The 11,971-nt window shown below is 71.8% G+C and carries 12 protein-coding genes and 1 pseudogene; 7 read left to right on the top strand and 6 right to left on the bottom strand.

The annotated features are described in order from the left end of the window. Positions 1 to 308: 308 nt before the first annotated feature. The 4 genes and pseudogenes from ACWF7A_RS06005 to ACWF7A_RS05990 form a co-directional block, all read left to right on the top strand. The gene (locus ACWF7A_RS06005) at positions 309 to 485 is read left to right on the top strand and encodes a hypothetical protein (protein WP_452249300.1); all 177 of its coding nucleotides are present in this window, start codon (positions 309 to 311) and stop codon (positions 483 to 485) included. Positions 486 to 488: 3 nt separating this feature from the next. Further along, the gene (locus tag ACWF7A_RS06000) at positions 489 to 821 is read left to right on the top strand and encodes an ArsR/SmtB family transcription factor (protein WP_319979335.1); all 333 of its coding nucleotides are present in this window, start codon (positions 489 to 491) and stop codon (positions 819 to 821) included. Then, the gene (locus ACWF7A_RS05995) at positions 818 to 2,416 is read left to right on the top strand and encodes a SulP family inorganic anion transporter (protein WP_452249299.1); all 1,599 of its coding nucleotides are present in this window, start codon (positions 818 to 820) and stop codon (positions 2,414 to 2,416) included. The genes ACWF7A_RS06000 and ACWF7A_RS05995 overlap by 4 nt, the downstream gene beginning before the upstream one ends. Before the next feature lie 24 nt (positions 2,417 to 2,440). Continuing rightward, a pseudogene (locus ACWF7A_RS05990) lies at positions 2,441 to 2,665 on the top strand (MarR family winged helix-turn-helix transcriptional regulator); the annotation flags it as partial. 193 nt (positions 2,666 to 2,858) lie between these two features. On the opposite strand, the gene ACWF7A_RS05985 reads toward ACWF7A_RS05990, so the two are convergent. Next, the gene (locus ACWF7A_RS05985; RefSeq protein ID WP_452249298.1) at positions 2,859 to 3,653 is read right to left on the bottom strand and encodes a MerR family transcriptional regulator; all 795 of its coding nucleotides are present in this window, start codon (positions 3,651 to 3,653) and stop codon (positions 2,859 to 2,861) included. A 78-nt stretch (positions 3,654 to 3,731) separates the two neighbouring features. Between ACWF7A_RS05985 and ACWF7A_RS05980 the strand changes: the two genes are divergently transcribed. From ACWF7A_RS05980 to ACWF7A_RS05970, 3 genes are all read left to right on the top strand, one after another. Continuing rightward, positions 3,732 to 4,094 (top strand): nuclear transport factor 2 family protein, encoded by a 363-nt coding sequence (locus ACWF7A_RS05980; protein WP_452249297.1) that lies wholly within the window; start codon positions 3,732 to 3,734, stop codon positions 4,092 to 4,094. Between the two features lie 41 nt (positions 4,095 to 4,135). Next, positions 4,136 to 4,921, top strand: a complete 786-nt coding sequence (locus ACWF7A_RS05975) for an SDR family oxidoreductase (RefSeq protein ID WP_452249296.1) — start codon at positions 4,136 to 4,138, stop codon at positions 4,919 to 4,921. 138 nt (positions 4,922 to 5,059) lie between these two features. Next, the gene (locus ACWF7A_RS05970) at positions 5,060 to 6,082 is read left to right on the top strand and encodes an alpha/beta hydrolase (protein WP_452249295.1); all 1,023 of its coding nucleotides are present in this window, start codon (positions 5,060 to 5,062) and stop codon (positions 6,080 to 6,082) included. Between the two features lie 46 nt (positions 6,083 to 6,128). Here the strand turns inward: ACWF7A_RS05970 and ACWF7A_RS05965 are convergent, their stop codons facing one another. The 5 genes from ACWF7A_RS05965 to ACWF7A_RS05945 all read right to left on the bottom strand — a co-directional run bounded on the left by ACWF7A_RS05965 (position 6,129) and on the right by ACWF7A_RS05945 (position 11,971). Beyond that, positions 6,129 to 6,629: a hypothetical protein gene (locus ACWF7A_RS05965; protein ID WP_319973925.1), complete on the bottom strand. Its 501-nt coding sequence runs from the start codon at positions 6,627 to 6,629 to the stop codon at positions 6,129 to 6,131. A gap of 251 nt (positions 6,630 to 6,880) precedes the next feature. Then, positions 6,881 to 8,071 carry an FAD-dependent monooxygenase gene (locus tag ACWF7A_RS05960; protein ID WP_452249294.1) on the bottom strand — a complete coding sequence of 397 codons (1,191 nt, stop codon included), beginning with the start codon at positions 8,069 to 8,071 and terminating at the stop codon, positions 6,881 to 6,883. Next, positions 8,068 to 9,465, bottom strand: a complete 1,398-nt coding sequence (locus ACWF7A_RS05955) for an MFS transporter (RefSeq protein WP_452249293.1) — start codon at positions 9,463 to 9,465, stop codon at positions 8,068 to 8,070. Before ACWF7A_RS05955 ends, ACWF7A_RS05960 begins: the two co-directional genes overlap by 4 nt. Further along, entirely contained in the window at positions 9,462 to 10,169 is a 708-nt protein-coding gene (locus ACWF7A_RS05950) for a YoaK family protein (protein WP_452249292.1), read from the bottom strand. The genes ACWF7A_RS05955 and ACWF7A_RS05950 overlap by 4 nt, the downstream gene beginning before the upstream one ends. Continuing rightward, positions 10,166 to 11,971 carry a gamma-glutamyltransferase family protein gene (locus ACWF7A_RS05945; protein ID WP_452249291.1) on the bottom strand — a complete coding sequence of 602 codons (1,806 nt, stop codon included), beginning with the start codon at positions 11,969 to 11,971 and terminating at the stop codon, positions 10,166 to 10,168. The genes ACWF7A_RS05950 and ACWF7A_RS05945 overlap by 4 nt, the downstream gene beginning before the upstream one ends.

The raw sequence follows: 11,971 nt of genomic DNA, 5'->3' as shown, positions 1-11,971 counted from the left end.
GGGCCCCGGCCCCTCCCCCCCGCGCCCGCGTGGGGGGGGGTTGGTTTTTCTCCCCCCCATGGGGGGGTTGCCGCCCCCCCCCGGCGGGGGGGGGCCCCCCACGACCGCGTCGAAGTATCTGGTGACGGCTACCGGGGTCCGGGCTGTGCCGGTGTGGTGCACGGGGTGCCTCCTGCGGGCCGGGGGGAGGCTCACACTCTGCGTCGCGTTGAGCAACCGTCCCAGGGGCCAAGGTCCCTTCCTGACAGGGACCGCCGGCGTTGTAGAGTCGACTTGAAGAATTCTTCAATTCGACAGGTTGTGGTGCCATGAGCGAGTTCAGGGACAACCTCCTCTCCCGCGTCGAGCAGGCGGAGAGGGCGGTGAGCCGGGCGGTGGAGCAGCAAGACGCCTACGCGGCCGAGGTGCACGCCGCCGACCTCGCGAACCTGCGGCGCCTGGCAGCCGAGCACGGGGTCGCGGTCGCCGTTCCCGAGAAGGGCTGAACAGTGCCCGTTCCGCTTTACCAGGCCAAAGCCGAGTTCTTCCGGATGCTCGGCCATCCCGTGCGCATCCGGGTGCTGGAGTTGTTGCAGGACGGCCCGAAGGCGGTGCGCGACCTGCTGGCCGAGATCGAGGTCGAGCCGTCCAACCTGTCCGCGCAGCTGGCCGTGCTGCGCAGGTCCGGCATCGTGACGGCCACCCGCGAGGGTTCGACGGTGGTGTACGCGCTAGCGGGTGCGGACGTGGCCGACCTGATGAAGGCGGCCAGGAGGATCCTGACCGAGCTGCTGGTCGGGCAGAACGAGCTGCTGGCACAGCTGCGCGAGGACTCCGCGTGAGATCGTTCCTGCCCGCGAGGGCGGACTGGACGGCCGCGACGCCGAGGGACGTGCTCGCGGGACTGACCGTGGCGGTCGTGGCGCTGCCGCTGGCGCTGGGGTTCGGGGTGGCGTCGGGGCTCGGCGCCACGGCGGGCCTGGTCACCGCGATCGTCGCGGGCGCGCTGGCGGCGGTCTTCGGCGGGTCGAGCCTGCAGGTGTCCGGACCCACCGGCGCGATGACCGTCGTGCTGGTGCCGATCGTCGCGACGTCCGGGGCGGGCGGCGTGCTCATGGTCGGTCTGCTCGCGGGTGTGCTGCTCCTCGTCCTGGCCGTGGCCAGAGCCGGGCGCTACATGCGGTACGTGCCCGCACCGGTGGTCGAGGGGTTCACCATCGGCATCGCCGCCGTGATCGCGCTGCAGCAGGTTCCCGCGGCGCTCGGTGTGCCCACGCCCGACGGGCACAACGTCGTGGTGAACGCGGTCCGCGCGTTCGGTTCGGGCCCCGCCCTGCCCGCCGTCGCGCTCGCGGGCGGCGTCGTCTTGGTCATGCTCGCGGGTGCCCGCTGGAAACCGGCCGTCCCGTTCTCGCTGCTGGCCGTGGCGGCGGGTACCGCCGTGGCGGAGACCTGGTCCCTGCCCGTGCCCCGGATCGGCGCCCTGCCCGCGACGCTGCCCGCGCCGTCGCTGTCCTTCCTGGACCTGGGAGCGCTGTGGTCGCTGCTGCCGTCCGCGATCGCCGTGGCCGCGCTCGCCGCGCTCGAGAGCCTGCTGTCCGCGACGGTCGCCGACGGCATGAGCGTCAACCAGCGGCACGACCCCGACCGGGAGCTCTTCGGCCAGGGCATCGCGAACGTCGTCACGCCGCTGTTCGGCGGAGTGCCCGCGACCGCGGCGATCGCCAGGACCGCGGTCAACGTCCGGTCCGGTGCGAGCTCACGGCTCGCGGCGCTGGTGCACGCCGCGACGCTCGCCGCCATCATGCTCGTCGCGGCACCGCTGGTGGGACGCATCCCGCTGGCCGTGCTGGCCGGCGTGCTGCTCGCCACCGCCGTGCGCATGGTCGAGGTCGGTTCGGTGCGGGTGCTGATGCGCGCGAACCGCTCCGACGCGGTGGTGCTCGCCCTCACCGCGATCGCGACACTGGCGCTCGACCTGGTCACCGCCGTGATCGTCGGACTGGTGGTGGCAGGGGCGCTCGCGCTGCGAGCGGTGGCGAGGTCCGTGCGGATCGACGAGGAACCGCTGGAGCCGGGCGACCACTCCCTGGAGGAACACGAGCTGCTCGCGCAGCACATCGTCGCCTACCGGCTGGACGGACCGCTGTTCTTCGCCGCGGCACATCGCTTCCTCCTGGAGCTCACCGAGATCGCGCCGGTGTCCGTGGTGATCCTGCGCATGTCCCACGTGTCCACGATGGACGGAACCGGCGCGCTGGTCCTGCGGGACGTCGTCGACAGACTCGGGCGCAGAGGCGTCACCGTGCTGCTCTCCGGCGTGCGCGAAGAGCACCGCCGCCAGCTGGAGACGCACGGCGTGCCCACGTTCGCGACCACGCCCGAGGCCATCGAGCACGCGCGCAACCACCTGCGCCGCAACGGCACGCTGCCGTGACGGTCTCCGCCCTGCGACCCGTCGAACGTCACGCTGTTGAGCGCCAAGCTCGAGCGGCGGGGCCTGGCGGAGCGCCGCCCGCACCCTCGCGATGGGCGCGTGCGGACGTTGGTCCTGACCGAGGCGGGTGAAGAAGTTCGAGAACGGCTGCTCAACACCGTGATGAGGCATTCGCCCCTCGGTGGTCTCACGATCGAGGAACAGCGACAGCTTCACGCGCTGCTCGCGAAGGCAATCGACAACGGGTAGCGCGATCCGCGACGCTGATGTCATCGTGCGTGGTGCCGGTCCAGCGGGCCGTCCACCTCGTGGACCGTGCTGACGAGCAGAGTCGCGACGATTCCGGCCGGACATCGAAACGCCGCCCATCGCCGACTCGACCGGCAGGCAGCCGTGCCACACGGACACTCCACTCCGGACACTCCACTCCGGACTGATCGCGTCAGGTGACGCGAAAGACCGGCCAGCCGATCTCGGTGCGCCACGCTGCGGGGTCGCTCGAGTCGCGAGGGCCGACGACGTAGACCTCCCGCACCGGCCCGGCCACCGACATCGCGTTCTCCACCACCCAGGTCCCGAGTTCGCCGTAGGTGACCTCGATGCCGTCGTGCTCGCCGACATGGGTGGTGACGGCCAGTTCCGCGGCCGGAAGGGTTGCGGCGTGCACGCGTCCGGTGCGGGGTGGCGTGGCGGTCGGAAGGTACAGGAGGGCGTGGCCGCGCTCCTGTTCGAACAGAGCGTTGTCGTAGCTGCCGCCCAGCGGTCCGGTCGCGGCGCCGCCGACGGCCGCCTCGAGTTCGGCCACCGCGCCCGCGAACCACGCTTCGACGTCGCCGTGTTCGATGACGGCCTCCACAGCCGCGACCGTGCGAGCGGGTTCCGCGCGCAGTTCGACGGCGATCGGCGCGGGGTCGGGCCGGAGCAGGCGTCGCAGCGACACGACTGCGGCCCTGGTGCGGTCGAGCACGTCCTCGAGGCGTCGCAGGTGGTCTGCGACCAGGGTCGCCCGGACGTCGTGGTCGGGGGTCCGCAGGATTCGCTGCACGTCGCTCAGGGGGACGTCGAGTTCGCGCAGCCGGTGGATGACCTGCGCGGTCGGGATCTGGTCGACGCCGTAGTAGCGGTAGCCGGTGCTCTCGTCCACCACGGCGGGTTCCAGCAGGGCCGCCTCGTGATACCGGCGAAGGGTCCGCACGCTCAGGTGGGTCAGGCGGGAGAACTCCCCAATGGTCAGCACTTGTTCATTCTGGACTCTCTCCCCGGGGGAGAGTCCACGGCTTGACCCTCCCGCGCCGCGAGGCTGCACGGTGAGCTCATGACACAGAACACCGACATCGCGTCCGATCTGCTTCCGGTCACCGTGCGCGAGTTCTTCGCCGCCCACGTCGTCCACGACGCCGACACCGCCTCGTCGTTCCTCACCGAGGACGCGGTGGTCGTCGACCAGGACGAGACCTTCCGCGGCAAGGAGAAGGTGCGCGCGTTCCTGCGGGACGCCGGCTCCGAGTTCGAGTACACGACCGAACAGATCGGCGCTCGCCGCGTCGACGACGACCACTGGGTGGTGACCGTGCGGCTCGAGGGCACCTTCCCGGGCGGAGTCGCCGACCTCGACTACCGGTTCGCGTTGCGGGACGGCCTCGTCGCCGAACTCGTCATCGCCAACCACACGGCTTGACCGAACCCACGTCACGCCAAACCATCAAGGAAGAGAGAGAAATGTCTGGTTCGGATCGCGATCGTCTCGACGGTCGCCGGGTACTGGTCACGGGCGGTTCGAAGGGCGCGGGCAAGGCCGTCGTGCGGAGGCTCCGGGAGCTGGGTGCCGACGTGTACGTGACGGCCCGGACGATGCCCGACGGGTACGAGTGCCCGGACCGGTTCATCGAAGCGGACACGACGACGGTCGAGGGCACCGACGCGGTGGTCGCTCGTATCGCCGAGGGCGGCGCACTCGACATCCTGGTGCACGTCGTCGGGGGCACGTCGACGCCGGCCGGCGGGTTCGCGGTCATCACCGATGACCAGTGGATCACCGAGCTGAACCTCAACTTCCTCGGTGCGGTGCGGCTCGACCGGGCCCTGCTCCCGGCGATGATCGAGGCCGGGGCGGGCGTGGTGCTGCACTTCACCTCGATCCAGCGTGAAATGCCCCTGCACGACGCGTCCCTGGCCTACGCGTCGGCGAAGGCCGCTCTGCGCACGTACAGCAAGGGACTCGCCAACGAGCTCGCGCCGCGCGGCGTGCGGGTCAACGCGATCAGCCCCGGCGGCATCGAGACCGAGGCCTACGAACAGTTCGTCGATCGGATCGCCGAGGGCAACGGACTGACCCGCGAAGAAGCGAAGCAGACCATCTTCGACTCCCTCGGCGGAGTGCCGCTGGGCCGGTTCGCGAACCCCGCGGAAATCGCGGACCTGGTCGGATTCCTGGTCTCCGACCGCGCCTCGGCGATCGTGGGCGCCGAGTACGTGATCGACGGTGGGACCGTCCCCACCGTCTGAGCCAGGAGCCGGTCGCGAGCAGCGCCTCGCCGAACAGTTCGACCGGCAGACGGTGGACAGCATCCGCCACTGACAATTCATCGATCACCTGTGACCTGCGGCAGGCGGACGTCCCGTCGCCTGCCGCAAGGAGAAGAAATGACCACACACGTCACTGACCGTCCCTCCGCCCAGCAGGTCGGGCCGCCACCCCCTTTCGACCCGGAGCTCGCTCCCGTCGTCGAGTCGCTGGCCACCCTCTTCCCTCCCGACGCGTACCGCCCCGACAACATCGCCGAGATGCGCAAGCCCGTCCCCGGGGTGGAAAAACCGACCGACGAGGTCCTTTCGCGCGGCGGCGCCTACAGCGTGGAGGAACGGACGGTCCCGGGGCCGGACGGCGAACCGGACATCTCCCTGCTGATCTGCCTCCCGAAGCACGCGGCGACCCCGACCCCGGCGATCTACCACGTCCACGGCGGCGGCATGATCGTGGAGGACAACCGGTTCGGCATGGTCGAGATGCTGGACCTGGCCGAGCCGTTGGGCATGGCGGTGGTCTCGGTCGAGTACCGGCTCGCCCCCGAGACACCCCACCCCGGTCCCGTCGAGGACTGCTACGCCGGCCTGGCGTGGGTGTCGGACCACGCCCACGAGCTCAACATCGACCCGGAACGCATCGTGGTCGGCGGTACGAGCGCCGGGGGCGGCCTCGCGGCGGCTGTCACCCTGATGGCACGCGACCGCAACGGCCCGGCCATCCTGGCCCAGCTGCTCCTGTCGCCGATGCTCGACGACCGCAACGACTCACCCTCCGCCCGGCAGATGCGCGGCCTCGGCATCTGGGACAGCTCCTCCAACGAGACCGGGTGGAAGGCGCTTCTCGGCGACGGCGTTCCCGGAGGACCGGACGTGTCCCCGTACGCCGCGCCTGCCCGCGCCACAGACCTCTCCGGACTGCCACCTGCCTTTGTCGACGTCGGGTCGGCCGAGACGTTCCGGGACGAGGACGTCGCCTGCGCAAGCCGGATGTGGCAGGCAGGCGGCCGCGTCGAACTGCACGTCTGGCCCGGTGGGTTCCACGGATTCGACGTCGTGGTTCCCCATGCCGTGATCTCCCGGGACGCCATCGCCGCCCGAGCGGCATGGCTGCGCCGTCAGCTGGGGCGTACCTCCCGGTGAGGCGCTGGTTCGGACCGGCTCAGCCGCGTGCCGGGACCGGACGCCGTCAGACGCCGCGGGTCCAGAACTCCTGTGCCGACCCGGTGAACGGCTCCGGATCGCCGGCGAGGAAGAACTCGTCCCACGTCGGGCCGTCCGAGAGCTCCCAGTGCTCGACGGCCAGACCGTCCTTGAAACGCCACGCCCCCATGCCGACGCGGGTCCAGGTCCAGTCGCCGCGCGACGTGCGGAAAGTGCCGTGCACCACGCCGTAGTGGTCGTCGGCGAGGATCTGGTCGAACTGGACCGGTTCCACGTTGGCGTCGGCGAGACCCGCTCGCCGTTTCATGTACCGGCGCATGAAGTCCATCCCGCCGGTCGCCGCCAGGCGAACACCGCCGGTGTGGATCACCATGTCCGGGGACATCTTGTCCATCACCTCGACGGTGTGCTCGTGCAGCCGCTGGATCTTCTCGTCCTCGCTCAGGCCCGGATCGGCCGAGATCGCCGCTCCGCCCCGGTACAGGTCGGCCAGCCACACGGCGTTGGGGTGGGTGTCGGACAGCAAGGTGCGCCTCCTTGGGGCTGAATTATGTGAGATAACTAAATCATTCAATATTGGTGTCTCATGGGTGTGATCAGGAGGGCGTCGACAGGCACAGTTGGCTCGACACGCCCGTCCCGGTCTCGACGGACAGGATGAGGGAAGGGACCACCCGGTCCAGGTGACCGTCGTTCATCGGGTACTTCTCGGCCAGTTGCGCCCCAGAGCGACGACCTGGTCGTCGTCACCGTCGCGCACCAGGATTCCGCCGGGTGTCACAGGCGTAGGTCCGTCATGGCGAACTCCGGCAACGTGAGAGCCGAGTGGGCGTCGCGTCCCTGCGTCGGAGGCAGGGCGCTGAGACCGCGCAGCCTCTCGTTGCGCCGCTCCAGGTCCTGCGCGGTGGTGGGGAAGAGCGTGGCGCCGCCCTTGCCGACCAGGTCCTGGTTGAGGGTCACGAACTCGCGGGTGCTGTGCTCGTAGCGCCGGAAACCCTCGGCGTGGTCCTGGCCGGCGAGGCTGCCGGCGAGCATGTACGCGCCGACGAGCGCGAGGCTCGTGCCCTGGCCGGTGAGGAACGACGGCGCGTACGCCGCGTCGCCGACCACCGCGACCCTGCCGGACGACCAGTGCGGCATGCGGATCTGGCTGACCGCGTCGAAGAACAGGTCCTCGGCGCCGCGGAGGGCGGTGAGCATGCCGGGGATCTCCCAGCCCGCGTCCGCGAAGACCGACGTGACCAGGTCCCGCTGGGCCGCGAGGTCGCCGAACGCGTCGAACGGCGGCTGCGGCAGGGCGAAGTTGAGGAACGCGTGCACCTCGTCGTCGTCCCCGGTGGCGTAGAGCGCGGCCGCCTTGCCCGGCGTGTTCCACATGACGGTCTCGTGGGAGAGGCCGAAGGTGTTGCGCATGGCGAAGATGCCGAAGCAGTAGCCCAGGTACCGGTGGAACTGCTCCTCGGGGCCGAACACCAGCTCGCGGGTGCGGGAGTGCGTGCCGTCCGCGGCCACGACGACGTCGAACGTCCGTGCGGCGCCGCTGTGGAAGGTGACGTCCACGCCGTGGTCGTGCTGGTCGAGGGTCGCGATCGAGTCGTCGAACAGGAACTCCACGTCGTCGCGGACGGCCTCGTGCAGCGCCTCGGTCAGGTCACCGCGCCGCACCTCGAGGTCCCGCCCCTCGACGCCGCCGCTGATGGCGTGGGGGTGCAGCGCGGCGACCCGGCTGCCGTCGCCCTGCAGGAAGGTGATGCGGCGCAGGTCGATGTGGGCCTCCCGCAGCCGGGGCAGGAGCCCCATCCTGCCGAGGACGTCGAGGGCGGTGCCGCGGACGTCGATGGGGTAGCCGCCGCTGCGCGGGGCACTCGCCTTCTCCACCACGGTGACCACGTCACCGGCGCGGTGGAGCCAGTACGCGAGGACCGGGCCTGCGACGCTGGCGCCGGAGATCAGGACGGTGCGGGTCATGAGCGGGTTCCTTTTCCGGTGGCGCGGACGACGAGGAGGGACAGTGCGGTGACGGCTCCGGCGAGCACGAAGCCGGTGACGAAGGCGGACTCGGCGGGGACGTCCGAGCCGGGAGGGGTGCCCGCGGTGAGGATCGCGCCGCAGGCCTGGATGCCGACGGCGAAGCCGACCACGCGCGTCACCAGGACCAGGCCGGTGGCGATGCCGGTGTCGCCCTCGTCGACGGAGGTGGCGGTGCTGGTCAGCATCGCGGTGATGCACAGGCCGTTGGCGAGCCCGACGAACGCCTTGCCGACGATCAGGTGCCAGACCTCGGTGTGCACGGCGGCCATGGCGAGCAGTCCGACGGTCAGGAACACGGCGCCGGAGGCCACGACGGCACGCGAGCCGAAGCGCCGCGTCGCGAGCCCGCCGAGCGGTCCGGCCAGGGTCGCGGCCACCGCGCCGGGCAGCAGGTAGAAGCCGATCTGGGTGGCGCCGGCGCCGAACCCGTACCCGTCACCGGCGGCGGCGAACAGCTGCGGCACGAGGTAGAGCGCCCCGGAGGTGCCGACGCAGATCACGAACGTCAGCAGGCACGACCTCCACACCGCGGGCTGGGCCAGCATGCCCAGCTCGACCATCGGAGAGGCCGCGCGGCGCTCGACGGCGACCCACCCCGTCGCGAACGCGGCCAGCAGGACGAGCAGTCCGACGAGCACCAGCGGCTGCGATGCCATCTCCGGTGCCAGCGCGAGGACGAGCATGAGCGTGACGAGCGTCAGGCTCAGCAGCGCGAGGCCCGCCCAGTCGATCCCGCCCTCGCGGGGGTGACCCGGCTCGTCGCCCGGCATCAGCTTGCCGAGCAGCGCGGTCGCCGCGATGACGGCGAACGTGGGCAGCGCGAACATCCAGTGCCGGGACAGCTGCTCGGCCACGGGCCCCGCGGACAGCATTCCCGCCATCCCGCCGCCCACGAACAGGCCGCTGACGACGCCGATGGCCACTTTGGACCTGTCAGCGGGAAGGTGCTTGCGCACCAGGATGAACGACAGCGGCAGCGCCCCGACCATCGCGCCCTGCAGCACCTGGCCCAGCAGCAACACGGGCAGGTTCGGTGCCAGCGCCGACACCAGGCCGCCGACGCAGACCACCGCCATCAGCCGGATCAACACGCGTTTGCCGCCGTAGCGGTCGCCGAGCTTGCCCGCGACCGGGGTGACGAGCGCGCCGGTGATCAGCAGCGCGATGCTGAGCAGCGCTCCCTGCGCGGGACTCATGTCCAGGTCGCGTTGCAGCAGCGGCAAGGTCGGCGACACCACCGACTCCAGCGCGCCGGTGGCGAGCGCCAGCAGGCCGAGCGCCCAGAGAGCCGACTTCCTCATCGTGGCCGGGGGGACCGGGGTGGTGGTCATGGGCGTCCTCCTGGTCGTTGTGCGGTGACGGGACTTCTCGTCGGGGACGGGGACGATCTGGTGGAGGCGGACACGTGGCCGAGGCCGGTGGCGGCGAGCACGACTGCCGCCGCCGCGGTGACCGCGAGACTTTCGTGCACGAGGCACAGAGCCGCGCCTGTGGCGGCACCGAGCACGAGGAGCGCGACCACGGCCACGCGCCGGCCCGCGCCCTGGCCGCGGGCCGCTCCCAGCCGGGAGTCGGCGGCGAGTCCGGTCAGGGTGGAGGTGACGACCACGGTGGTGACGTCCTTGACGCCCAGATGGCGGGCCATCGCCGCCTGCGTGCCCATGGCCAGCGCGAGAGAGGACGCCATCACCACGGAGGCGCTCGTCCCGATGAGGGCCAGGCCGAGCGCGGTGGCGGCCAGCACGAGGCCGACGCCGGCCAGCAGTGCCGTGCAGCGGTGGCCCCAGCCCGGCGCGGCGGTCCGCAGCACCCGTCCGCCCGCGGCCGCGCCGGCGAGGAAGAACACGAGCGCCAGGGCCGGACCGAGCACCGGGAGCCCGGTGCCTCCCACGGCCGCCATGCCGAGGATGACCACGTTGCCCGTCATGTTGCCGGCGAAGACCTGGTCGAGGCGCAGGTACCCGACGGCGTCGACGACACCGGTGGAGAAGGTGAGGGCCAGCACCAGGTGCACCGGCGTGACGCGGGCGGTCACCGGCCCACCGCGTAACCCTGGGCGCCACGGGGGTTCGCCGCCGCCCCGAGGGCGCTGGTGTCCGGATCGCGGGTGACCACCGACAGCCGGCCCTGGCTCCACGGCCCGGACACCGCCACGTCGTGCCCGCGTTCCCGCAGACCGTCGACGACGGCGGCACCGGCGCGCTCCTCGACGACGAGGCTGCCGGGACTCCAGGTCCGCGGCCAGAACGAGCTCGGGAACGCCTTGGTGTGGAAGGCCGGCGCGTCGATCGCCTCCTGCGGGCCGAGGCCGAACGCGAGCGTGCGCACCAGGTAGAGCAGTTGCCACTGGTCCTGCTGGTCGCCACCCGGCGTGCCGAGCGATGCCACCGGGCGTCCGTCGCGCAGCAGCAGCGTCGGGCTCAGCGTCGTGCGGGGCCGCCGTCCCGGCTCCAGGCGTGACGGCGCGGCGGGGTCGAGCCAGGTCATCTGGAGCCGCGTGCCCAGCGCGAAACCGAGGTCCGGCACCGCGGGCGAAGACTGGAGCCAGCCTCCCGACGGCGTCGCGGAGATCATGTTGCCCCACCGGTCGACGACGTCGATGTGGCACGTGTCGCCGCGGGTCTCGCCGGTCTGCTGCACGGTCGGTTCCCCGACCCCGTCCGCGGGGACGGCGTTCTGCGCGGTGACGAGCGGCGGTGCGTACGGCGGGACGCCGATGTCGCCGGGCCGGAACGCGGTCGACGCGACCGAGCCGATCAGACGGGCCCGTTCCTCGCTGTAACCAGGGTGGAGCAGTTGCCGCACAACGGATTCCGCCCGCGCCGGGTCGAGGTGTCCGTAGAACGCCTCGCGGTCCGCCATGGCCAGCTTCACGGCTTCGGTGATCGTGTGGACGCCCTGCGCGGTCGACGGGTCGATCTGCTCGTCGTCGAAGTGGCCGAGCAGGCTGAGGGCCTGCAGCAGCACGGGTCCCTGCGACCACAGGCCCGCCTTCGCGACCGTGGTACCGCGGAACTCCGCGGTGACGGCGGGTTCGAGCGACGGCACGAAGTCGGCGAAGTCGGCGGCGGTGATCACGCCGGCGTGGTCGGTGCCGCTGGAGTGCCGGTGGGGGACCGCGGCGAACTCGGCCACGGCGCCGGCCACGAAGCCGGTGCGCCAGGCCCGGCGGGTGGAACGGATGCGCGCCGCTCGCGACCCACCGGTGCCCGCGGCGCACAACCGGCGCAGGGTCCGGGCATAGGTCGCGTTCACGACGGTCTCGTGGGCCCGGGGCACCCGGCCTTCCGGCATCCACAGCGCGTACGAGGTCGGCCAGTGCCTGCGGAAGAGGTTCTCGACGGTCGCCAGGACCCTTGCCAGCTGGGGCACGACCGGAACGCCGTGCTCGGCGTAGTGGATCGCGTAGGCCAGCACCTCGGGCAGGTCCCAGGTGCCGTGCTCGGCGAGCAGCCACAGCCACGAGTCGACGGCGCCCGGAACCGCGGCGGCCAGCGCGCCCGCGCCGGGCACGTGGTCCAGACCCTCGGCCAGGAAGTGCTCGATCGTCGCCCCGCACGGTGCGTGGCCCTGGCCCGCCAGCACGACGGGGGACGGGTCGCCCGCGGTGGCGAGCACGGCGACGAGGTCACCGCCCGGCCCGTTGAGGTGCGGTTCGGCCACGTGCAGCACGAAGGCGCCCGCCGCGGCCGCGTCGAAGGCGTTGCCGCCGCGTTCCAGCACGGACTGGGCCGTCGCGGAGGCGAGCCAGTGCGTCGAGGCGCACATGCCGAACGACCCGCGGAGCGTGGGACGGGTGGTGTGCGGGTCGGTGTCGGTCTGGGATGGACCGGCCAT

Source organism: Lentzea sp. NPDC055074 (assembly GCF_053608005.1).
Note: the sequence above shows the minus strand (reverse complement) of the source record. Positions and strands in the feature narration are given on the sequence as shown.